Source organism: Vandammella animalimorsus (genome assembly GCF_002288875.1).
Classification (GTDB): domain Bacteria; phylum Pseudomonadota; class Gammaproteobacteria; order Burkholderiales; family Burkholderiaceae_C; genus Lampropedia; species Lampropedia animalimorsus.
The window spans coordinates 890,388-912,506 of sequence record NZ_NTBH01000001.1 but is presented as its reverse complement, the minus strand read 5'-3'; the positions used below and the strand labels follow the sequence as shown (position 1 = coordinate 912,506).

Annotated in this window: 17 protein-coding genes and 1 pseudogene; 14 read left to right on the top strand and 4 right to left on the bottom strand. The window is 64.5% G+C overall.

Annotated features, from left to right (window positions below; translation table 11 throughout):
- Positions 1–12 precede the first annotated feature (12 nt).
- Positions 13–504: pseudogene (locus CLI93_RS15655) on the bottom strand (hypothetical protein); the annotation flags it as partial.
- Between the two features lie 538 nt (positions 505–1,042).
- Here CLI93_RS15655 and CLI93_RS03830 point away from each other — a divergent pair.
- Together CLI93_RS03830 and coaD are read left to right on the top strand one after the other, a co-directional pair.
- The gene (locus CLI93_RS03830; RefSeq protein WP_095542755.1) at positions 1,043–1,645 is read left to right on the top strand and encodes a dihydrofolate reductase; all 603 of its coding nucleotides are present in this window, start codon (positions 1,043–1,045) and stop codon (positions 1,643–1,645) included.
- Between the two features lie 52 nt (positions 1,646–1,697).
- The gene (gene coaD / locus CLI93_RS03825; protein ID WP_095542756.1) at positions 1,698–2,210 is read left to right on the top strand and encodes a pantetheine-phosphate adenylyltransferase; all 513 of its coding nucleotides are present in this window, start codon (positions 1,698–1,700) and stop codon (positions 2,208–2,210) included.
- A gap of 51 nt (positions 2,211–2,261) precedes the next feature.
- Here the strand turns inward: coaD and mfd are convergent, their stop codons facing one another.
- The 3 genes from mfd to CLI93_RS15085 form a co-directional block, all read right to left on the bottom strand.
- A complete protein-coding gene (gene mfd / locus CLI93_RS03820) occupies positions 2,262–5,777 on the bottom strand; it encodes a transcription-repair coupling factor (protein ID WP_095542757.1) in 3,516 nt (1,171 codons plus the stop codon).
- A gap of 183 nt (positions 5,778–5,960) precedes the next feature.
- Entirely contained in the window at positions 5,961–6,758 is a 798-nt protein-coding gene (locus tag CLI93_RS03815) for a helix-turn-helix transcriptional regulator (RefSeq protein ID WP_172425520.1), read from the bottom strand.
- Between the two features lie 52 nt (positions 6,759–6,810).
- A complete protein-coding gene (locus CLI93_RS15085) occupies positions 6,811–6,981 on the bottom strand; it encodes a hypothetical protein (RefSeq protein WP_172425519.1) in 171 nt (56 codons plus the stop codon).
- 1 nt (position 6,982) lies between these two features.
- Between CLI93_RS15085 and CLI93_RS03810 the strand changes: the two genes are divergently transcribed.
- The 12 genes from CLI93_RS03810 (at position 6,983) to CLI93_RS03755 (ending at position 22,086) form a co-directional block, all read left to right on the top strand.
- A complete protein-coding gene (locus CLI93_RS03810; protein ID WP_095542759.1) occupies positions 6,983–9,034 on the top strand; it encodes a TonB-dependent receptor in 2,052 nt (683 codons plus the stop codon).
- Positions 9,024–10,304: an MFS transporter gene (locus tag CLI93_RS03805; RefSeq protein ID WP_095542760.1), complete on the top strand. Its 1,281-nt coding sequence runs from the start codon at positions 9,024–9,026 to the stop codon at positions 10,302–10,304. Before CLI93_RS03810 ends, CLI93_RS03805 begins: the two co-directional genes overlap by 11 nt.
- 47 nt (positions 10,305–10,351) lie before the next feature.
- Positions 10,352–12,109 (top strand): ABC transporter ATP-binding protein, encoded by a 1,758-nt coding sequence (locus CLI93_RS03800; RefSeq protein WP_238945846.1) that lies wholly within the window; start codon positions 10,352–10,354, stop codon positions 12,107–12,109.
- A complete protein-coding gene (locus tag CLI93_RS03795) occupies positions 12,106–13,872 on the top strand; it encodes an ABC transporter ATP-binding protein (protein WP_095542761.1) in 1,767 nt (588 codons plus the stop codon). The genes CLI93_RS03800 and CLI93_RS03795 overlap by 4 nt, the downstream gene beginning before the upstream one ends.
- A gap of 3 nt (positions 13,873–13,875) precedes the next feature.
- The gene (locus CLI93_RS03790) at positions 13,876–14,007 is read left to right on the top strand and encodes a type II toxin-antitoxin system RelE/ParE family toxin (RefSeq protein ID WP_095542762.1); all 132 of its coding nucleotides are present in this window, start codon (positions 13,876–13,878) and stop codon (positions 14,005–14,007) included.
- 3 nt (positions 14,008–14,010) lie between these two features.
- Positions 14,011–14,319, top strand: coding sequence for a helix-turn-helix domain-containing protein (locus tag CLI93_RS03785; protein WP_095542763.1), 309 nt, complete (start codon positions 14,011–14,013; stop codon positions 14,317–14,319).
- A 292-nt stretch (positions 14,320–14,611) separates the two neighbouring features.
- Complete coding sequence (locus tag CLI93_RS03780) at positions 14,612–15,859, top strand: branched-chain amino acid ABC transporter substrate-binding protein (protein ID WP_095542764.1); 1,248 nt, start codon at positions 14,612–14,614, stop codon at positions 15,857–15,859.
- Positions 15,860–15,964: 105 nt separating this feature from the next.
- A complete protein-coding gene (locus CLI93_RS03775) occupies positions 15,965–17,698 on the top strand; it encodes a GMC family oxidoreductase (protein ID WP_095542765.1) in 1,734 nt (577 codons plus the stop codon).
- A gap of 290 nt (positions 17,699–17,988) precedes the next feature.
- Positions 17,989–19,419 (top strand): solute carrier family 23 protein, encoded by a 1,431-nt coding sequence (locus CLI93_RS03770; RefSeq protein ID WP_095542766.1) that lies wholly within the window; start codon positions 17,989–17,991, stop codon positions 19,417–19,419.
- Positions 19,420–19,951: 532 nt separating this feature from the next.
- A complete protein-coding gene (locus CLI93_RS03765) occupies positions 19,952–20,506 on the top strand; it encodes a GspH/FimT family pseudopilin (RefSeq protein WP_095542767.1) in 555 nt (184 codons plus the stop codon).
- Between the two features lie 8 nt (positions 20,507–20,514).
- Positions 20,515–21,180, top strand: coding sequence for a type IV pilus modification protein PilV (gene pilV / locus CLI93_RS03760; RefSeq protein WP_095542768.1), 666 nt, complete (start codon positions 20,515–20,517; stop codon positions 21,178–21,180).
- Positions 21,181–21,213: 33 nt separating this feature from the next.
- Complete coding sequence (locus CLI93_RS03755; protein WP_095995676.1) at positions 21,214–22,086, top strand: PilW family protein; 873 nt, start codon at positions 21,214–21,216, stop codon at positions 22,084–22,086.
- The last annotated feature ends 33 nt before the right edge of the window (positions 22,087–22,119 follow it).

The window sequence follows — 22,119 nt, the reverse complement described above, 5'->3', positions numbered from 1 at the left end:
ATTGATGCGCACCCAGCCGCGTTCGATCCAGGCATCGGCCTCACGCCGTGAGCAGCATTGCGCATCGGCCAGGTATTTATTCAAGCGCGTGCCGTTGACGCCGTTGGCGGCGTTGGCCGGTGCTGCAGCCTGCTGCGGCGCTGGCGAAGTTGCAGGGCGGCTGGTGGGCGCAGGACGCCGCTGAGCTTGAGTTGGGGCGCTGGTGGAGGGCGCGCGCGTGGTCGGGCTGTTTTTGAGGCTGGCCTTGCGCGTTGCGGGCCTTGCGCTGGTTTGGGCGGAGCGAGGGCGGGATGGCTGCGCGGTATCAGGGCGCGCGCCGGGCTGGGCATTGGCCTTGGCGCGGGCGTGTGTGCCTGGGCGGGCGTCTGGGCGGGCGTCTGGGCGGGGGGCCGGCCGGGCTTGGGGCCGTGCGCCAGCGCGTGTCGTGGCGTCGGAGCGTGTGCCTGGCCGTGCACCGGTGTGTGCAGTGCGGTGCGCTTTTGCATTCGGCTTTGCATTGGCCATGCGCGCATCGGGCCGCGCTGCGGGGGCATTGCGTTCGGGCTGGCGTGGCTGGCGCTGCGCATTGGCGGCGGCGGGCGCGCTGCCTGCAGCGCGCCAGACGTTGCCTGCCGCTTTGCGCGCTGCGGCGCTGCGTGGCTTGTTGGCGCCTTGGCGGCCTGGGCCAGGCTGGCGGTTGGTCTGGGTGGGCTTGCGCTTGGGCGTTGCAGCGGTGGGCTGGCCAGGCAGGGACAGCGTGCGGCGGGCAGGGGCGTCGGACATAGGCAAAGCAAAGTGCTGGAAGATGGGCGGCGCGGCACGCGCTGGCCCTGAAAATTGGCTCGCACTGTAGCGGAGTTCTGCCGCGCAGACGCTGACGCGAAAGATTGAAAAAGGCGCTGCCATGGGCGGCAGAGTTGGCTGCAGCTTCGCTGCCACGGCTGGGGCTGCTTGGCTGGCAAATGCCGTTATGCTTGCGCGCTGCTCAGCTGACAGCTGTATTTCAGGCCCAAGCCCTGCCGCGGCAATCTTTTGCTTGTGTGCCCACTGCCCTCACCACGCCATGTCCCCCACTGCCCAGAAACCCCGCATTGCCTTGATCGCCGCCGTTGCGGCCAATGGCACCATCGGTCGCGATGGCGGCATGCCCTGGCACCTGCCCGAAGACCTGCGTCATTTCAAGCGCCAGACCATGGGGCGGCGCATCATCATGGGGCGCCGCACCTGGGAGTCGCTGCCGGGCCTGCTGCCTGGGCGCGAGCACATCGTCATCGCCCGTCAGCCGCTGGCCTTGCCGGCGGGCGCTTTCTGGGCTGGCAGCGTGCAGGAGGCGCTGGCCCTGCCGTTGCCGCAGCCGGGCCCTGGCGCATCTGGGCCGGGCAGCGCGGCGCACGGCCAGGCCGAGCCAGAGCGCGCCACGGTGTTCGTCGTCGGCGGCGCGCAAATCTATGCCCAGACCCTGGCGCTGGCCGATGATTTGTACCTGACCGAGATCGACGCCGACATCGAAGGCGATACGCACTTTCCCGACTGGGAGAGGAGCGCCTTCGAGGAGCAATCGCGCCAATGGCACGAAGCTCCGCTGCAGTCTGGTGGCGTGCCAGTGCGCTACGCCTTCGTGCACTACCGCCGCCGCCCGGCGGCTCAGGCAGCGACGGCCTTGTGATCAAGGGAAGGCGCGCGGCGCGCCCGTTTTTCTTGCTCAGAAAGGAAAGTCCATGTCTCAGCCTCCGTCCATCCTGGCGGTGTTCCCCGGTACCTTTGACCCCATCACCCGTGGCCATGAGGAGATGATCCGCCGCGCCGCGCGCCTGTTCGATCGTTTCATCGTGGCCGTGGCCGCCGGGCACCACAAGAAAACCCTGTTCACGCTGCAGGAGCGCATGGACATGGTGAGAGGTGTCTTTGCCGATGTGCCGCAGCTGAGTGTGCACAGCTTCTCCGGGCTGATGCGTGACTTTGTCGTTGAACAAGGCGCGCAAGTGATGGTGCGCGGCGTGCGCGGCGTGACCGACTTCGATTACGAGGTGCAGCTGGCGGGCATGAACCGCAAGCTCATGCCGGATGTGGAAACCCTGTTCATGGCCCCTGGCGAGCAATACCAGCATGTGAGCAGCACCTATGTGCGCGAGATCGCCACGCTCGGCGGCGATGTGCAGGCGCTGGTCTCGCCGCTGGTGTATGAGCGGCTGATGCAGCGCGTGCAGCAGCGCCGCAGCGAAGCGCTCTGAAGGCCAAACGCCAAACGCCGAGCCGAGCCGAGCGCCAAGAGGGATGGGCGCTCAAGCTGCCGCCTGGGCTGCAGTAGTTGATGGCGAAGGCGAAGGGGGCAGCGGCTCGCCCAGGTTGCGCAGCACGTCGCGCACCATTTGCACGCGGTCCTTGAGGGCGGGCAATTCGCGCTCGATGCGCAGCCGGTCGTTGCCGGCCAGCTTGATGTGGCGGTTTTTCTGGATCAGCTCGATGATGCGCAGCGGCTGCACCGGCGGGTTGGGGCGGAAGCTGATGACGATGGCCGCGGGCGAGGCATCGACTTTCTGCACGCCATAGGGCTCGCAGAGGATGCGCAGGCGGTGCGTGTCGATCAGCGCCTGCACCTGCTCGGGCGGCTTGCCGAAACGATCGACGATTTCTTCGAGCAGGCCGTCCACGGCTTCCAGGCTGCCGGCGGTGGCCAGGCGCTTGTAGAACGACAGGCGCAGATGCACGTCGCCACAATAATCGTTGGGCAGCAGCGCGGGCACGTGCAGGTTGATCTCGGTGGCCGCCTGCATGGGGGCCAGCAAGTCGGGCTCCTTGCCGCTCTTGAGTGCTTTGACGGCGTCGGCCAGCATCTCGTTGTAGAGCTGAAAGCCGATCTCCAGGATGTTGCCGCTTTGGTTTTCGCCCAGCACTTCGCCAGCGCCGCGGATTTCCAGATCGTGCATGGCCAGGTAAAAGCCGCTGCCCAGCTCCTCCATGTCCTGGATGGCGTCCAGGCGTTGCTGGGCCTGGCGGGTCAGGCTTTGTACGTCGGGCACCATCAGGTAGGCATAGGCCTGGTGGTGGCTGCGGCCTACGCGGCCGCGCAGCTGGTGCAGCTGGGCCAGGCCGAACTTGTCGGCCCGGCTGATGACGATGGTGTTGGCCGTGGGCACGTCGATGCCGGTTTCGATGATGGTCGAGCACAGCAGCAGGTTGTGGCGCTGGGCGACGAAGTCGCGCATGACGCGCTCGAGCTCGCGCTCGGGCATTTGGCCGTGGGCCACGGCGATGCGCGCCTCGGGCAGCAGCTCCTGCAGGCGCTCGCGACGGTTCTCGATGGTTTCGACCTCGTTGTGCAGGAAGTACACCTGCCCGCCGCGCTTGAGCTCGCGCAGCACGGCCTCGCGGATCACGCCCTGACTCTCGCTGCGCACGAAGGTCTTGATGGCCAGGCGCTTTTGCGGCGCAGTGGCGATGACCGAGAGCTCGCGCAGCCCCTCCAGCGCCATGCCCAGGGTGCGCGGGATGGGCGTAGCCGTCAGCGTCAGCACGTCCACCTCGGCGCGCAGCGCCTTCATGGCCTCTTTGTGGCGCACGCCAAAGCGGTGCTCCTCGTCGATGATGAGCAGGCCCAGGTTCTTGAAGTCGATGGAGGAGGACAGCAGCTTGTGCGTGCCCACGACGATGTCCACCGAGCCATCGGCCAGCCCTTTGGCGGCGGCGTTGATTTCGCGCGTGGTGCGAAAGCGGCTCATCTCCGCCACCTTGACGGGCCATTTGGCAAAGCGGTCGGCCAGCGTCTGGTAGTGCTGCTCGGCCAGCAGCGTGGTGGGGGCCAGAAAGGCCACCTGCTTGCCGCCGAGCACGGCCACGAAGGCCGCGCGCAGCGCGACCTCGGTCTTGCCAAAACCCACGTCGCCGCACACCAGGCGATCCATGGGCCGGGGGCTGAGCATGTCGCCGATCACGGCGTCGATGGCGGCTTTCTGGTCGGGCGTTTCCTCAAAGCCAAAGTCCTTGGCAAAAGTGGCGTACTCGGCCGCGTCCAGGCGGAAGGCATGGCCTTCGCGCGCGGCGCGGCGCGCGTAGATGTTGAGCAGCTCGGCGGCGGTGTCGCGCACCTGCTCAGCAGCCTTGCGCTTGGCTTTTTCCCACTGGCCGGAGCCGAGCTTGTGCAGCGGCGCCTCGTCGGCGGCCACGCCGCTGTAGCGGCTGATTTGCTGCAGCTGGCTCACGGGCACGTAGAGCACGGCCTGGCCGGCGTATTCCAGATGCAAAAACTCCTGCAGCGCAGCGCTGCCGTCGGGGTTTTTCTGGCCCATGTCCATGTTCACCAGGCCGCGGTAGCGGCCGATGCCGTGCTGGGCATGGACCACAGGGTCGCCGACTTTCAGCTCGGCCAGGTCGCGCACCATGTGCTCGACGCTGCTGGCCTGCTCGTGGCGTCTGCGGCGGCGCGTGGTGGGCGGGGCGTTGAACAGCTCGGTCTCGGTGACGAAGTCGATGCAGCCTTCACCCCAGCCGAAGCCGCGCTGCAGCGCGCTGGTGGCAATGCCGATTTTTTCGTCGCTGGCCTGGAATTCGTCCAGCGAATCGAAGGCCGGCGCCGGCAGCTGGCTGGCGCGCAGAAAGTCCGCCAGGCTTTCGCGCCGCCCGGCGCTTTCGGCCAGCACCAGCACGCGCTGGGGCGTGGTCCGCAGGTGTGACTGCAGGCGCATCAGTGGGTCGGCTGCGCCGCGCACGGCGGCAATGTCGGGCAGGGCGCTGAAGTCCGTGCGGTGGCGCTGCGCGCTGTCCTCGCTGGCTTGGTCAGCGGCTGGGCGCAGCGCCAGTTGCGCCAGTGGCTTGCACAGCGTGAAGAATTGCTCGCTGGAGAGAAACAGCGCCGCAGGCGGCAGCGCCGGGCGCTCCTCGTCCAGAGCCAGCAGACGGTGGCGCTCTTGCGTGTCCTGCCAGAAGACCTGCAGCGCATCGTCCAGCGCGCCGTGCAGCGCCAGCGTGGTGTGCTCGCCCAGGTAGTCGAATACGGTGGCGGTCTCTTCGAAGAACAGCGGCAGGTAGTACTCGATGCCGGCCGTGGCCACGCCGTTGCCCATGTCCTTGTAGACGCGGCTCTTGGTCGGGTCGCCCTCCATCAGCTCGCGCCAGCGGCTGCGAAAGCGTTGGCGCGCAGGCTCGTCCATCGGGAACTCGCGCCCGGGCAGCAGGCGGATGGCTTCGACCGGCTGCAGGCTGCGCTGGCTTTCGGGGTCGAAGGTGCGGATGGAGTCGATCTCGTCATCGAACAGGTCGATGCGGTAGGGCAGGGTCGCGCCGTTGGGGAATAGGTCAATCAGGCTGCCGCGCACGGCGTACTCGCCCGGCCCCACGACCTGGCCCACATGCTGGTAGCCGGCCATGGTCAGCTGGGCCTTGAGCTTGGACTCATCCAGGCGCTGGCCAGTCTGGAACTGGAAGGTGTAGCCAGCCAGGAAGGACGGCGGCGCCAGCCGGTACAGCGCTGTGGTGGCCGGGATCAGCAGCACATCGGCCTGGCCCTGCTGGATGCTCCACAGCGTGGCCAGGCGCTCGCTGATGAGATCCTGGTGCGGCGAGAAGCTGTCGTAGGGCAAGGTCTCCCAATCGGGGAACAGCACCAGCGCCAGCGATGGGTCGAAGAACGCCATCTCGCGCAGCAGGCGCAGCGCATCGCGCGCATCGGCAGTGATGACGGCCGTGCGCCGGCCCTGGGCCTTTTCGCGCGCGGCCAGCTGGCACAGCAGCAGTGCGTCGGCAGAGCCCACGGGCATGGGCATGGTGTAGCGGCGGCCGGGGCTGAGGCGGGGCAAGGTCATGGCTTGTGGGAATTGGGCGGCTGGCAGGTCTCACGCGGGAGGGCGGGCATTTTAGGCGGGCCTGCGGCGCAGCCCCGCCGCGCGCCGCGCCGCAGGCTGCAAGCGGCCCACAGTAATTTGTGAACAGGCCCTAGATGTCGTTTTCCAATAATTGGCTTGGATTCAAGCCCGATAGCGCCTCATCTACGCCATTGGCCGGCGCTTGAGTTCGCCGGGAAGTATTCCGAACTGTTTCTGGAACGCTGCGCCAAAATGGCTCAGGTTGGTGTATCCGACTTGTCGGCCTGCCTCTGCTGCACTGGTTTTGCCGGACTCGATGAGTTGCCATGCATGATGCATGCGTTCTTGCTGATAAAGCGCATGCACGGACATGCCGAACATGCGCTTGAAGTCTTGTTTGAGCTGGAATGTGTTCATGCCGCAGGCGCGGGCCAGCTCGGCAATGGTGGGGGCGCAGTCGATACGCGCCAATAGCAGGGCGCGCGCCAGTTCCAGGCGCTCGCGCTGGACGCGGGTAAAGACGTTGCGCCTGTCATCGATGGCGCTGTCGATCAGCAGGGCCAGCAATTCAAGACTCTTGGCTTCGCGCAGCAGGGCGCTGCTTGCCGTGGAAGTCAGGATGCCATCGAGCTCATGGGCGGCGCGCAACACCTTGGCATGTGCGGACTCGACACGCAGATTGCTGGCGCGGCGCAATCGCTCGGCGAACAGAAAACCCTGTTCACCCGCCAGCTCCGGCAGCGAGTCCAGGGGCAACAGCAGTCCAACCTGATGCGCACGGCCGCGCCACTGGGTTTTCCAGGGCACATCCGGCAAATAGCCGACCACGGTTTGGCGGCCAGATACGCTGAATTGGCGGCCATCAAGGTTGATGTCCGGCCCATCGCGCAGCCACACCGACAGATGCAGGCGGTTCTCGGAGTCCGTCACCGTGAGGCGCACGGGCTCCCGGTATTCGCTGCGACTGGCGAATGCAGACAAGCCGTACCGGGTGACATGGGCGCCGCTTTGTTGTGGCCCAGCCGGCCAAGCGTCAATCGATGGCTTGCTGGCGGAAGGCAGGTAGCTCGCCACGTCGATGAATGAGTTGAGCGACATAAAAAACTCCCGCTGCGGGTATGAAGGCTGCCTTTGAGGGTACGCAGATGCGGATGAGAATCACTAAATTTGAAGAGGTATAGATCAACTCTTCTCGGGTTTTCATCATGACATCCAACAAACGCACACCGCTCGCCTTATCGTTGTCGCTATCCCTTTTTGCTTCGCAGAGCGCCTGGGCGCAAACCGGCGATGCCAATGGGGAGTCGGAGGCCACCACGCTACCGGCTGTCACCGTCACGGCCACCAAGCGGGGAACCACCGCGTTCGACACGCCTGCCAGCGTGAGTGTGATTGATGGCGATGCGGTCGAGCGCGAAGACCTGCAACACCTGAACGATGCGGCGCAGCAACTGCCCAACGTCTATTTCACCGATTTCGTTGGCGGGCTGGGCACCATCATTATCCGGGGCATGGGCAATGGCGACGAAGAGTCGGATGTCGCCAGCATCGGGGTGCAAATCGACGGCGTACCGCTGCCGCTGACCGGCGTGATCGGAAACCTGTTCGATCTGGAGCAGGTTGAAATCCTCCGCGGCCCGCAGAGCCTGCTGCACGGTCAGGGCAATATCGGCGGCCTGATCGCTATTCGCAGCCGGGATCCCGGCATGACGTTCGCCGGTTCTGCACAGCTCAACTTCGGGACTGCCAACCGGCGGCGCGCCGGTCTGGGGCTGGATGTGCCGCTCGGGGAGCGGACTGCGGTACGCATCACGGCCGGGCGCGATGAAAGTGATGGCCATGTCAGAAACGTGACGCTGAACCGCAAGGACACAAGCGGCTGGGGCAGCAATTTCGCGCGCCTGAAGCTGTTGCACCATGATGATGCGGGCGGCGAGCTTCGGTTGGGTCTGCATCATTTGGACCGCAACGGCGGCAGCGACTTTTTCCTCAGGCAGGCGGGCGCCGGACAGCGGGAGTCGGTCGAAGGCGATAGCGGAACCAACGACATCAGCTACACCTTGTTCAGCGGCGAGTACACCCGCCCGCTGGATGCCGATACGCGCCTGACCGTGGCTGTTGGCGCCAGCGATGCCCGGTGGAGCTACTGGACGCCGGTCTCCTTGCTCGGAGCCACCAACGGCTTCGATCTCAAGCTGAAGGGTTACAACGCCGAAGCCCGCATCCAGCGCAAGGCCACGGCACAAAGCCCGTTCGACTGGATGGCTGGCTTTCATGCCTCGCGTACCGACATGAATCGCCCCTACTTGTACGACTACGCGCCGTTCTTCCGCAGCGCCACCGCCTCACAGGTGGACGGCACGACGGTGGCGCTGTTTGGCGAAGCTGGCTGGCATTTCGCGCCGAGCTGGCGCCTGGGCGCCGGGCTGCGCTTGACGCGAGACCGCCGTGAAATGGACTGGAGCAGCAACCAGAACGGCTCGGTCGAAAGTCTGGAACGCAAGGTCAGCAACACGGTGTGGTTGCCGCAGCTCGCGCTGGAATACCGCCCCGACGAGCAACAGTTTGCGTGGTTCAAGATGTCGCGCGGCTACAAGGCCGCAGGTTTCAACGTCTATGCGACCCAATCCGCAGCGGCCGGCAACCCCTACGAACCCGAGTACGCCCATCACGCCGAGATCGGTTATCGGGTCAAGGATGCCAAGCATCGCTGGGAATTTGGTGCGGCGGCTTTCTACTCCCGCCTGCGCAATCAGCAAGTCGTGATCGAGGGGCTGGGCGGCGCCACGATGACGGATAACGCAGGACGCTCGCACATTCAGGGCATTGAACTGGATGCCGCCTGGCGGCCAGCACGCGCGCTGGAACTGCGCGGCCACTTGGGTTACGCCAAGGCGGTTTATGACGACTATGTGCGTGGCGGCACTGACTACGCGGGTCGGCAGTTCTCGGCAACGCCGCGCACCAGCTTTGGCGCGTCCGCCGTTTGGCGGCCTGCCGAAAACTGGGAACTGGGCGTTGCCGCCCGCCGGATCGGCAAGGTCTATCTGCAAGCCAACGATCAGGCGGACAAGGCCTACACGCTGGTGGATGCGCACCTGTCCTGGTATCGCGGCAACTGGACGATGGGCCTGTACGGTAAGAACCTGACCGACGCGAAATACCTCACCCGGGCGATTGGCGATGGCCGGGGCGGCACTTTGGTGACTGCCGGTGCGCCGCGTACCGTGGGGGTTCGCTTGGCCTATGACTTCTGAGGAAGAACGCGGGCCAGCGGCGCTGGCGGCCGTGCGCGCCAGCGAGTACCGGGCGCTGGCGCTGATGTACATCACCCAGGGCCTGCCAGCGGGGCTGGCTTTTTATGCACTGGGGACGCTCATCCGCGCTGGCGGCTACAGCGTGGCGCATGTGGGTCTGGTCGGCCTGACCATTCTGCCCTGGGCGCTCAAGTTCCTGTGGGCGAGCTGGATTGACAATGCCTGCATCCGTTGGCGTTATCCGCGGGTGATCTTCATCGGCCAGACGGCTGCGGCGCTGACTTGCCTGGCATTGATGCCGCTGTCGATCGGCGCGCACCTTGGCTTGGCGCTGGCTGGCCTGGTTGCGCTCAACTTCATCAGCGCCACGCAGGATATCGCCACCAATGCCTATGCCGTATCGCGCCTGCAAGGCAAGGCCGCTGGCGTGGCCAATGCGATCCAGATCGCAGGCTTCATCGTCGGCATGCTGCTGGGTGGCGGCGGATTGTTGATCGTTCACGATCATTTGGGCTGGAGCGCCACGATGGCGATTCTGGCCGGTCTGATTGCCTTGATCGGTGTGCTGCTTTGGCTGGACAAACGCTGGCAGGCGCCGCTGGCCAGCGCCGAATCAAGTGGCCGCTCATGTGTCGATTCAAGCGCCGGTGCAGCCGCCAAGGTTCGGCTGCGCGATCTGCTGCGCCATCGTGATCTTGGGTGGGCGCTGGCGCTGGTTTTGCTGTTCAAGTTTCCCAGTACGGCCGTCAGCACCCTGATCCAGCCCTGGCTGGTGGATCGGGGGCTGGGTCTGGATGCCATCGGGTATATCCAGATGGCCGTGATGCTGGCGACCGCATGCGGGGGCGTCGTTCTGGGCATTCCGCTGGTGCAGCGGCTGGGCAATCGGCGTGCGGTGCTGGCGAGCTTTGCCATGGCGGCGCTGATGCTCGGGATGGCCTGGGGGCTGGAGTGGTGCGGCGTTCATGCCCAATGGGCTTACTACCTGGCTTTTTGCACGCAAGGGGTCTTCGAGGGCGCGCTGTTCGTGTCGGTCTGGGCAGTGTTCATGAACTGGTCTTCGCCACACTCGCCAGGAACGGATTTCACGGCCATGCAATGTGGTGAAAACATTGCCAACGCCATGGCGATCGGCGCCATTGGCGGGCTGGGCCAGATGCTGGGCTACGCCAACGCTTTTGCACTGGTGTGGGGCGCAGCGGGCCTTGTGCTGGTCCTGATCGCCCTGTGTCTGCCGCGTCTGGTTCTCCAGACCGAGGGGCGGGCATGAAGCCATCGATCACGGAATCGCCAGGTCCAAAATCCATTCCTGCGCCCGTGCGCTTTGGTAGCCTGATGCGCGTGGCGCCGTGGCTGCTCGGATCGGCGGTCATCACTGCCGTCGCTTCGGCGGCACTGAGCATCGCGCCGTTCTGGTTCATCTACCGCATCAGCGTCGAATTGTTCGGCGCGCAACCCGACATCGCCACGGTGCGGCGGCTGGCCTGGTGGGCCATGGGGTTGTTGCTGTTGCGCTGGGCGCTGATGGCGGTCAGCCATGTGTTCGCGCACACCGGCGCTTTCGCCATCCAGCACCGGCTGCGCATGGCGATGGCGCGGCGTCTTGGAGAAGTGCCGCTGTCGTTCTTTGCCGCGCGCGGCTCGGGCAGCATGCGCCGCACGCTGACCGATGATGTGAACAGCATGGAGGGCTTTTTCGCCCATATGGTGCCCGACGCGGTAGCCGCCGCTGCCGTGCCACTGGCGGCGGCCGTGCTGCTGTTCGTGGCCGACTGGCGCATGGCGCTGGCCGCGCTCAGCCCGCTGCCGGTGGTTCTGCTGGTGCAGTGGGGGTCGATGCGTGGCATGGGCGAGCGCATGCGCGAGTGGAGCGCCTTGCAAGAACGCATTGCCAACCAGGTGGGGGAGTACGTGCGCGGCGTGCATGTGGTCAAGAGCTTCGGGCTTGCGGCGCGCTCGTTCGGCGAGCTGTCCGATGCCGTGCGTGGCGCGGTGCGCTGGGTGGAAGACTATGTCCGGGGGAGCGCGCGCGGATGGGTGTGGTTCACCGGATTGCTGTCCGCCAATCTGGTGGTGGTGGCGCCTTTCGGCGCTTGGCTGCATGCGCGCGGCAGCCTCGACGCTCCCACCTATGTGCTGTTTTTGCTGGTGGCCCCGGCTGTCCTCGCGCCATTGCTGCGTTTGACCTTCGCCATGGGCGAGCAGATGCAGCGCGCCGAAGCGATGCGCCGTATCAGCGACGTGCTGGCTGCGCCGCCGCTGGACCAATCCCGTGCGGCGAAAGCGCCCGATGGCGCACTGGACATCCGCTTCGAGAAGCTGTGCCACCGCTACGGCCAGCGGCTGGCGCTCGATGAGGTGAGCTTCGAGGCCAAGGCCGGGCAATTGACCGCGCTGGTGGGGGCAAGCGGCTCCGGCAAGAGTACGCTGGTGCGGTTGGTGGCGCGGCTGTATGAGTTCGACTCCGGCAGCCTGCGTGTGGGCGGCGCGGATGTGCGCGAATGGCCGCTCGATGCGCTGCTGGCGAAGCTGGCCATCGTGTTCCAGGACGTGTTCCTGTTTCACGGCACGGTGCGCGACAACCTGAAGATCGCGCGGCCCGAAGCCAGCGACGCGGCCATCGAGGCCGCCGCCCGTGCCGCCTGCGCGCACGACTTCATCATGGCCTTGCCACAGGGCTATGACACGCCGCTGGGCGAGCGTGGCGCGCGCCTTTCGGGGGGCGAGCGCCAGCGGCTGTCGATTGCCCGCGCCTTGCTCAAGGACGCGCCCGTTCTTTTGCTGGACGAAGCAACCGCCAGCGTCGACGCCGAGAACGAAGCCTTGATCCAGCAAGCGCTGGATGCGCTGTGTGCGAATCGCACGGTGCTGATGATCGGCCATCGACTGCACACGATCATGCATGCCGACCACATCGTCGTGATGGAGGCCGGCCGCGTGGCAGGCCAGGGCAGGCACGAAACCTTGCTGCGCGAATGCAGCGCTTACCAGCGCCTGTGGCGCGACCATGAACAGGTCAGGGAATGGTCGCTGGCAATGCCCACGGATGCGGCGCAGCGGGAGGCCGGAACATGATCCGGGAACTGGTCCAGTCGGGCTTTCGCCTCTCGGGCACGCGTGATCCGCGCCTGATGCGCGGCCTGCGCTGGTCGGTCGTGGAAGGACTGTTCGCCGCCGCGCCATATCCATTGCTCTATCTGCTGCTGCACGCGGTGTTTACCGGCCGCATCACATCGGCGACTGCGCTGGGGTACGGGGCGGCGATGGCTGCCTGCCTGCTGGCGCGCATTGCCGCTGGCGCAGTCGGCATGCCGCTGGTGTTCAGCGGCGCCTACGCGATGATGGGCGAGGCGCGGCTGCGTGTTGCCGATCACCTGCGCCGCCTGCCCATGGGCTGGTTCGGCAAGCAGCGGGGCGGCGACCTGAGCGCGCGACTGACTTCCGATCTGGCGCTGGTCGAGAACCTGTGGTCGCACTTTCTTGGCGTGTTCGTTTCGGGCCTGGCGATGCCCGCTTTTTTGATGCTGTTTCTGCTGTGGCTGGACTGGCGGCTGGCCCTGATCGCGCTGGCTGGCATACCGTTGGCGCTGTTGGCGCTGGCCTGGACACAGCACGTTGCGGCGCGCACTGGCCAGCGTCTGATGGCGGCCAACGCCGCAGCGCAGTCGGCCTTGCTGGAGTATGTGCAAGGCATCGCCGTCGTGCGTGGTTACGGCCGCTTCGGCGATGCATGGCAACGCCTTGAAGCCGCGCTGGAGGAACATCACGCGGCCCTGCTGGCAGCCGAAACCAAACCCGCGCCGTGGCTGGTGGCCTACGGCTTTCTGCTGGAAACGGGGTATGTCAGTCTGGTGCTGGCTGGCGCGTGGTGGCTTGCGGGCGGCACGCTCTCGCCCGAGGTGCTGATTGCCTTTCTGGTGCTGGCGCTGCCGGTGTACCGCCAATTGTTCGAGGTGGGGCTGTCCGCCATGCTGCTGCGCTTTGCGCGGCGCGCTCTGGCGCGTATCGAAAACGTGCTGGCCGAGCAGGCTTTGGCCGAACCGGCACAGGCGGCCGTCCCGCAAGGCCATGACATCGTGTTCGACAAGGTGCGCTTCGCATATGAGCATCGCCAAGGCGGCGCGGCCGTTCTTGACAATGTGTCATGCGAGATTGCGGCCAACTGCCTGACGGCAATCGTTGGCCCGAGCGGCGCTGGCAAGAGCACGCTGGTGCATCTGATCGCCCGGCTGTGGGACGTGGATGCGGGCGCGATTCGGCTCGGCGGCGCTGATCTGCGCGAGATCGGCACCGACGCGCTGCATCGCCACGTGGCGATGGTTTTCCAGGACGTCCTGCTGTTCTCCGGTTCGGTGCTCGACAACCTGCGCATCGGTCGGCCCGACGCCAGCCGGGAAGAAGTCATCGCCGCCGCGCGGCGCGCTCAGGCGCATGACTTCATCAGTGCATTGCCCGATGGGTACGACACGGTGCTCGGCGAAGGCGGCGCGTCGCTGTCCGGCGGCGAACGCCAGCGCATCTCCATCGCCCGCGCCCTGCTCAAGGACGCGCCGGTGCTGCTGCTGGACGAGGCCACGGCCAGCGTCGATCCGTCGGCCGAAGCGCAGCTCCAGCGCGCCATTGCCGAACTGGCGCAAGGCCGGACAGTGGTCGTGATTGCACACCGGCTCAAAAGCGTGCGCCACGCCGACTGCATTCTGGTGATGGATCACGGACGCGTGGTGGAGCAGGGGCGGCATGACGAACTGCTGGCGCTGGGCGGCCTGTATGCGCGTCTGTGGTCACGGCAGCAGGTGGCGCAGGACTGGCGCGTTGGCACGGCGCAGCGCTCTTCTTGAAAAATCTCCCTCCCCAATCCCCCCCAAGACGCCGATGCGGTTTATGTGCTGCACGCCTTCCAGAAGAAGACGCAGAAGACAGCCCAGTACGATCTCGACCTAGCCGCCAGGCGTTACAAAACGATAGGAGTGTGAGCCATGAAAAAAACACAAGACGCCCGCTGGGAGGATGCCAGCCGCACACAGGGTAGCGGCAATGTGTTTCTCGACTTGGGCTTCAAGCCGGCCGAGGCGGAGGTGATGCGCCTGCGCGCAGAGGTGATGATTCTGACCGCTCAGCACCTCAAGGACAAAGGCTGGACGCAGGCCGAAGCGGCTCGCCATTTGGGCATCACGCAGCCCAGGGTTTCGCGCCTGATCAAGGGCAAGGTGGAGGATTTCAGCCTGGACATACTGGTGACGCTGGCTGCGCGCGCGGGGCTACGACCCCAGTTGCACTTGGGCTGATGGCTGTATCAGACGGCTCCATCATATTGGCGTGCACAGTATGGATTGGGGCGATGGTTTGGCCTGCCCATTGATGGTGGTCTGTGCCTCCGTGCAGGCTCTGCGCCAAGTCTCTGAGATTATCCTCATGGGCCTTCTTGCGCTGCGCTCATTCTCAGGCGAGGGCAGCCCACAGTAACCTGGGGGACAGCGCCCTAGGGCTTGCCCTTATGCCTGCATTGCCACGTGACGCTAATACTGTGTGCATTCCCATGGATGCCATGGGCTTCACACAACGACGGAGGTATTTGCCATGAACAACACGCTTCGCACCGCTACTTTGGCCGCGGCTCTGGCCTGTAGCGCGCCGCTTCTGGCTCAGCAAGGAGAGACGGTGAAGATCGCCTGGATCGACCCGCTCTCCGGTCTGATGGCAGCGGTGGGCAACAACCAGATCAAGAGCTTTCAGTACGTGGCCGAATACTTCAACAGCCACCCTGAGCTCAATCCGGCGGGCGTGAAGTTTGAGGTGCAGGGCTTTGACAACAAGCTCAGCCCGCAGGAGACGGCCAGTTTGCTCAAGGCGGCCATCGATCAGGGCTTCCGGTATGTGGTGCAGGGCAATGGCTCGGGGGCTTCGCTGGCCATCATCGAGGCGCTGGAGCGCCACAACGCGCGCAATCCGGGCAAGGAGGTGCTGTTCATCAACTATGCAGGCGTGGATCCAGACCTGACCAATGCCAAGTGCAGTTACTGGCATTTCCGTTTGGATGCGGACACCTCGATGAAGATGAAGGCCATGACCGATTTCATCCAGGCCCAGCCCGAGGTGAAGAAGGTGTTTCTGATCAACCAGAACTACGCGCATGGCCACCAGGTGGCCAAGTACGCCAAGGATTTGCTCAAGCAAAAGCGCCCGGACATCGAGATCGTTGGCGAGGATTTGCACCCGCTGGCGCAGGTGCGCGACTTTGCGCCCTATGTGGCCAAAATCCGCGCCTCGGGGGCCGATGCAGTGGTCACGGGCAATTGGGGCTCGGATCTGGCCTTGCTGATCAAGGCGGCCAATGATGCAGGGTTGGAGAACGTCAAGTTCTTCACTTATTACGCTGGCGTGACCGGCTCGCCCACGGCCATGGGGGCGGGAGCTGAGGGCAAGGTCTATGTCGTGAGCACCAGCCACATGAATTTGCCGGGGGCGGTGGGCGAGATCGTCAAAGGCTTTCAGGAGCGCACCGGCGGCGACATGTACACCGGCAGCGTCTACAACGCCTATGCGCTGCTCTCCGGGGCCATGGCCAAGGCGCAATCGACCGACCCGGTCAAGGTGGCGGCGGCCTTGGAGGGGTTGCGCGTCAAGGGCTTCGATCAGGAAATCGAAATGCGCCGCGACGACCACCAACTGCAGCAGGGCCTGTATCTGGCACGCTGGAGCAAGGCCACGCCGCAGGCGCCGTATTCGATGGAAAAAACCGGCTACTCTTCGCACCCGGTCAAGTACTTCAGCCTGCAGGAGACCAGCACGCCCACGACCTGCCAGATGAAGCGCCCAGGGGGCTGATTGGCCCGCTGCCTGGATTGCTGCTGTGCCGTCCCCAGTACCGCCGCGCGCCACTCTGGCGCGCGGTTTGTCGTTGTTTCACCATCGTTTGCCGCGCGCCCGCCCATGACTTCTTCTTCCGTCTCGCAGCCCAGCGCCAGCGCCGCCCCTGGCGCGCAGTTCGATCTCATCGTCATTGGTGCGGGCACGGCCGGCTCGTTGCTGGCCAACCGCCTCAGCCGAAACGGCCAGCGGCGCGTGTTGTTGCTGGAGGCTGGCGGGCGCGACGACTACCACTGGATCCACATCCCAGTGGGCTATCTGCACTGCATTGGCAACCCGCGCACCGATTGGCTCTACCACACCGAGCCCGATCCAGGGCTGAACGGTCGCGTGCTGCGCTACCCGCGCGGCAAGGTGCTGGGCGGCTGCTCCAGCATCAACGGCATGATCTATATGCGCGGCCAGGCGCGCGACTATGAGCAATGGGCGCAGCTGACGGGCGATGATTCCTGGCGCTGGCAGGCTGTGCTGCCGCACTTCATGCAGCATGAAGACCATTACCGGCTTGATGCCGCAGCGCCGCAGGCGCCAGCCAGCTTTGCGAGCAGCCACGGCGGCCAGCGCCACCCCCAGGCAGCGCAGCTCGGGCGCGAGTGGCGCGTGGAAAAGCAGCGCCTGCGCTGGCCCATCCTGGATGCCTTTGCTCAGGCTTGCGTGCAGGCGGGCATTGCGCGCAGCGAGGATTTCAACCAGGGCGATAACGAAGGCGTGGGCTATTTCGAGGTCAACCAACGCAGCGGCTGGCGCTGGAATGCCGCCAAGGCCTTTTTGCGCCCGGTGCGCCAGCGGCGCAACCTCAGCATCTGGACGGGCGCGCAGGTGCAACGCCTGCTGCTGGAGCGTCAGCCCGATGGCAGCCTGCGCTGCAGTGGCGTGCAGGTGCTGCGCGGTGGCCAGAGCCTGGCCTTGCAGGCGCGCGCCGTGGTGCTCAGCGCTGGCAGCATTGGCTCGCCGCAGATCCTGCAGCTCTCGGGCCTGGGCCCGGGCGAGCTGCTGCAGCGCCACGGCATCGCCGTGCAGGCCGACCTGCCCGGCGTGGGCGCCAATCTGCAGGACCATCTGCAAATCCGCTCCATCTACCAGGTGCAGGGCGCGCGCACCCTCAACAGCCGCGCGCGCCATTGGTGGGGCAAGGGCCTGATCGGGCTGGAATATGCGTTGCGCCGCAGCGGGCCCATGAGCATGGCGCCCTCGCAGCTGGGCGCGTTCACGCGCTCATCGCCGCAGTACGCGCACGCCAACATCCAGTACCACGTGCAGCCGCTGAGCCTGGACGCCTTTGGCGAGCCGCTGCATCGCTTTGACGCGCTCACGGCCAGCGTTTGCAACCTCAACCCCAGCTCACGCGGCAGCGTGCGCATCCAGTCGGCCGACTACCGCCAGCCGCCGGCCATTGCGCCCAACTACCTCAGCACAGAGGAAGACCGCCAGGTCGCTGCCGACAGCCTGCGCGTGACGCGGCGCATCGTCGCCCAGCCGGCCCTGGCGCCATACCGCCCGCACGAGTACAAGCCTGGCGCGCAGTACCAGAGCGACGAAGAGCTGGCGCGCCTGGCCGGCGATATCGCCACCACCATCTTCCACCCCGTGGGCACTTGCAAGATGGGCCGCGACGGCGACCCTCTGGCCGTGCTCGACCCCCAGCTGCGCCTGCGCGATGACCGGGGCGGCCGCGTGCATGGCCTGCACGTGGTGGACGCCAGCGTCATGCCCACCATCACCAGCGGCAATACCAACAGCCCCACGCTGATGATTGCCGAAAAAGCCGCCGCCCAAATCGAAGCCCAGCTGGGCTGAGCGCTGCTGAGCGCCTGGTGCAAGGCCAGCCGCAACGGCTGACCGCACCTGAGGAGGGTGATTCGGAAACAATCAGCAGGCCCTTCCCTTGCCCCTGCAAAAGCCAGCTTGCTGTGCCTTGGCGCGCCTTACCGTGTTCGGCGCAATCAGGGTTCTTGCCTATGTGCCCAGGCATGTTACGGGTTTGGGCTGTGGTTCAATCGCGCACTGTTTCGACGAGCAGACCTTCCCCGGGCCGTCTGTGGCCGTGAAGGCTGTCGTTTCCCCCTAAACACAGGCGAGGTTTTTTGATGCCAATCGAACGCGAATACGGAAAAGAACATCCTTACTGGCCCTTGGGGCCGTTCAAGGTCAGGCTGCCTTTCATTCATTACCGCTGGGAATTCCCGGAGATGATCCAGGCCTTCCTGATGTTCGTGGTCAGCCTGGGCATGATCCCGCTGCTGCAGCAGTACCTGGGCCTGCCCTACGAGGCGGCGCTGGCTGGCGTGGTGATTTGCGGCATCGGCTTTATGCTGCCGGCGCTGCTGGGCGTGCCGCTGGTGCCCGGCTGGATCACGCCGGCCATTCCCGTGGTGCTGCTGTATCTGCAGAACTTCCAGCCGGGGCCGGAGGCCGTCAAGGCCATGGTGGCGCTGCAGATCGAGGTGTTTTTGATCTTCCTGATCCTGGGCATCACCGGGCTGGGCAACAAGCTGGTGACGCTGATCCCCAACTCGCTCAAGTGCGGCATCATCATTGGCGCTGGCATTGCCGCCATGATGGGCGAGCTCAAAGCCGGCGGCCGGGTTTCCAACGCGCCCGTGTCCATTCTGATTGGCGCCATGATCGCCGCCTACATCCTGTTCTCGCTCTCGTTCAAGAGCGTGGTGCTGCGCAACCGTCTGGCCAAGATCATCTCCAACTTCGGCATGGTGCCTGGCATCGTAGTCGCCATGCTGATCGGCTGGGCCATCAAGGAGTTTCCGTTGCCCAACATCGAGTGGGGCATCACCAAGCCGAACTTCGGCCTGCTGTTCGATCACCTGGCCTTCAACGTCGGTTGGCCCACTTGGGATATGTTCCTGCTGGCCGCGCCCACGGCCGTCATCGCCTATGTGATTGCCTTTGGCGACATTCTGGTGGGCTTCACGCTGGTCAAGCGCGCCGACCACCAGCGCCCCGACGAGGTGATCGAGACCAACGTCACGCGCGTGCACCTGGTCACGGCCATCCGCAACGGCATGCACGCCATCTTCGCCCCCTGGCCCGGCCTGGCCGGCCCGCTGTGGACGCCCATCCAGGCCACCACCGCCGAGCGCTACGCCCTGGGCCGCAAGGCCATGGACAGCATCTACAGCGGCCAGGGCACGTTCTGGATCTCGGGTTTTCTGGCGCTGTTCGCGCTGCCGCTGGTGAGCATGTTCAAGCCCGTGCTGCCGCTGGCGCTGTCGCTGACGCTGATCCTGACGGCCTACATCTGCATCATGGTGGGCATGGAAGAGTTGAAGGACTCGGCCGAGCGCGGCGTGGCCGGCATCGTGGCCGTGACGCTGGCCATGCCTGACCCCAAGGCCACCATTTACGCCATCGCCGTGGGCTTGGTGCTGTATTTCCTGATCGAGCGCCAGAACGCCGCCGAGCGCCAGCGCGACGACCTGTCCATCATCACCGACGACACCGCCGCCATCGAAGCCGGCAGCGAACGCGGCAAGGCCAACCCGGACGTCGCGCCGCGCTGAAATCCTCGCAGCGCAGAGGCCGCCCTCGCGGGCCGTCCGCCAAGGCCTTGAAAGGCGGGCCTCAACTGAACAAAGCCAGATGCGGCAGATTGCTGCGTCTGGCTTTTTGCTTGTTTGATTGCGACTTCCAACTTCTGCGGCGTCATTGCCGCTTACGGGATGATGTTTGGCGATGCATGTAGGCGCGCGCATGAGCCGTCGCAGGCAAAGCGCTGAATGTCATCAAGAACATCGCTGCAAATGGTGATGAGGGGCGGCGCATCAAGCTGTCCACTAGTCACCCCGGTGGAGCCATAGATCGCTTGGCAGTGGTGGAAGTGTTTGGCTTGTTGGCAAACTCAATGTATCGAAAGAAGAGTTTTGCAAGACTCCAGTGCGGTATGCACACTTTCCATGGCGCAGCATGCATGGATTTTGTTCCTTGCTGGCGTCACATGATTGAGCACCAGCTCATTGGGGGAACAACCTCTTTGTCGCGGATTGCCTAACGCCCCAGCCCAAGGCTGAGATTCGGTCCTCTTAAACAACTGCCATGTATATCACCGCATTAACTTCGCGCGCTTCTCGCCAGTACAGATTGAAGGCAGGATTTACTCTGGTTGAGTTACTGACTGTCATCGCCGTACTTGCGGTGCTTGTCGCCATTGCTGCGCCCAATTTCACGCCGATGATAGAGCGCTGGCGAGTGCGTCAAGCCAGCGAACTCCTGCAATCGAGCGTGTATTTTGCGCGCTCCGAAGCTATTAAACGCGGTGGCGCTGTAATCACAAGCTTGACTGGTGGAGCGTGCAGTGGCTGGAATTGCGGCTGGCAGGTTTGTGCAGATACAAATACTGACGGCGCCTGCGACACCGGCGAGCCTATCCTGCAACGCTACGATGCGCCCAACAGGCTCACCATTTCGCGTGTCGCTGGCACTGGGGAAATCAGAGTCGATTCCAGAGGATTCTTCAATAGTGCAGCGAGTTTCAGTGTGGTGCCCACAGGCAAAACCCTTGCCGACTGGGCGGCCCTGGGGGTTTGCGTCAACGCCAGTGGGATTGTGCGTGTCGTTACTCCCCAATCGGGCGGAATTTCTTGCAGTTGAGTAATGCCATGAAGCAGCCTATTCCAAATTCTCCAACTTCTTTTTCGCGCCAAAGCGGCGTTTCGTTGATCGAAGCGCTGGTGGCCGTGCTGGTCACAGCCTTGGGTATTCTGGGTATTTTGGGTATGCAGATGCGCACCATGGTCAACACCCAGACCGCCGTGCGGCAAGCCCAGGCCATTCGCCTGATTGAAAACCTGAGCGAGCGCATGCGCATGAACCCCAATTCGTTTGCGCAGGGCACGGCGAGTAATTACGTCATCGGTTGGGATCAGGACGGCACAGCGGTTGATTGTTCTGCTGGATGTGGCTCTGCCGATTTGGCGCGATCCGACATCGAAAAATGGAAAAGCGATGTTCGCGCCGCTTTGCCATTGGCCAATGCCAATGTGTTTTTGGTCAACGATGAAGCCAGTGTCAGCGCCGGCAACCGTCGTCAGATTGGCGTCATGATCTCCTGGCGGGAGAGCCAATCTGCAGAAAACGCCAGCGATACAGCCTTCAATCGGTACTTCCAGCTCAGCAGCAGGAATGCGGCTGGGGAAACCATCACTTGCCCGGCTGGCCGCACCTGCCACTTGCAATTCATTCAATTGTCTGCACGCTGCACCGCAAACACCAATTCGGGCACGGCCCGCCCATATTGTGGCGACGGCAGCGTAAAAAGAATCTGAAGCTGGTTTTTTGACATCTGCATTGGATTGGATATGTTGCAAAACTCTTTGAATCTCGCAGGGGGCCAAGTGCAGCGTTGGCCTGCCCCCGGGCTGCGCCAGCAGGGTGTGACCCTTGTGGAACTGATGGTGGGCGTCACCATCGGTATGTTGGTCGTGGCCGTGGCCATGGGGGCTGTGTTTATCTCGCGCGGGGCCTCCACCACAGTCAGCGAGGCTGCGCAGCTGCAGCAGCAGGCCTCCTACGCCTTTCGTGTATTGGGCCAGCAAATTCGCCAGGCAGGCTCGCTGGAGCTTGATCTGGATGCCGAGACCAATCAGGGCACAAGCACAACCTTGTCGGCTGGCACCAAAGTGGCCTTTCTGGAGGACTACGACCAATGGAGCGAAATCATCAATGGCGTGGAAACGCCAAACAGCACGCAATTTGCACTGACTGTGGGCCACCAGAACTATGCCGAACTTTTGGGCAATACCGCGGGCGATGTTGGCAGCCAGTTTCGGGATTGCCTCGGTGCCGGTGGGACGCCGACAGGGGGCGCTTACCCCAGCATCATCAGCCGTTTCTCTGTGCGCAATGGGGAGCTGGTTTGCAGTGGCACGGCAGGGCAGGGCCAGCCCGTCATCCAGAACGTGGCCGATTTTCAGGTCCGGTATTTCATCCAGTCGGGCGCAGCAACTGGCAACCCTCAAATTGCTCGCGTTGCAGCCTCTGCCGTGACCGATTGGGCCGATGTGGTGGCTGTGGAGGTGTGCCTGGATATGGTGGGCACGCAGGTTTCCGATGTGCCTAACGAATCCCGTTACCGCAACTGTCAGGATCAATCGGCGCCTTACGGCGACCGCATCCATCAGGTGTATCGCAACGTTTTTCAGCTGCGCAGTCAAGGCGTGCTGGGCAGTTGAAAGCCCTAGGCTGGAATCACTTCATTCGCTGTA

Bases quoted from the DNA above. Each gene is read 5' to 3' on its own strand.
- CLI93_RS03830 (WP_095542755.1), top strand. From the start codon at position 1,043: ATGTCCCCCACTGCCCAGAAACCCCGCATTGCCTTGATCGCCGCCGTT.
- coaD (WP_095542756.1), top strand. From the start codon at position 1,698: ATGTCTCAGCCTCCGTCCATCCTGGCGGTGTTCCCCGGTACCTTTGAC.
- mfd (WP_095542757.1), bottom strand. From the start codon at position 5,777: ATGACCTTGCCCCGCCTCAGCCCCGGCCGCCGCTACACCATGCCCATG.
- CLI93_RS15085 (WP_172425519.1), bottom strand. From the start codon at position 6,981: ATGAAAACCCGAGAAGAGTTGATCTATACCTCTTCAAATTTAGTGATT.
- CLI93_RS03810 (WP_095542759.1), top strand. From the start codon at position 6,983: ATGACATCCAACAAACGCACACCGCTCGCCTTATCGTTGTCGCTATCC.
- CLI93_RS03805 (WP_095542760.1), top strand. From the start codon at position 9,024: ATGACTTCTGAGGAAGAACGCGGGCCAGCGGCGCTGGCGGCCGTGCGC.
- CLI93_RS03795 (WP_095542761.1), top strand. From the start codon at position 12,106: ATGATCCGGGAACTGGTCCAGTCGGGCTTTCGCCTCTCGGGCACGCGT.
- CLI93_RS03785 (WP_095542763.1), top strand. From the start codon at position 14,011: ATGAAAAAAACACAAGACGCCCGCTGGGAGGATGCCAGCCGCACACAG.
- CLI93_RS03780 (WP_095542764.1), top strand. From the start codon at position 14,612: ATGAACAACACGCTTCGCACCGCTACTTTGGCCGCGGCTCTGGCCTGT.
- CLI93_RS03775 (WP_095542765.1), top strand. From the start codon at position 15,965: ATGACTTCTTCTTCCGTCTCGCAGCCCAGCGCCAGCGCCGCCCCTGGC.
- CLI93_RS03770 (WP_095542766.1), top strand. From the start codon at position 17,989: ATGCCAATCGAACGCGAATACGGAAAAGAACATCCTTACTGGCCCTTG.
- CLI93_RS03765 (WP_095542767.1), top strand. From the start codon at position 19,952: ATGTATATCACCGCATTAACTTCGCGCGCTTCTCGCCAGTACAGATTG.
- pilV (WP_095542768.1), top strand. From the start codon at position 20,515: ATGAAGCAGCCTATTCCAAATTCTCCAACTTCTTTTTCGCGCCAAAGC.
- CLI93_RS03755 (WP_095995676.1), top strand. From the start codon at position 21,214: ATGTTGCAAAACTCTTTGAATCTCGCAGGGGGCCAAGTGCAGCGTTGG.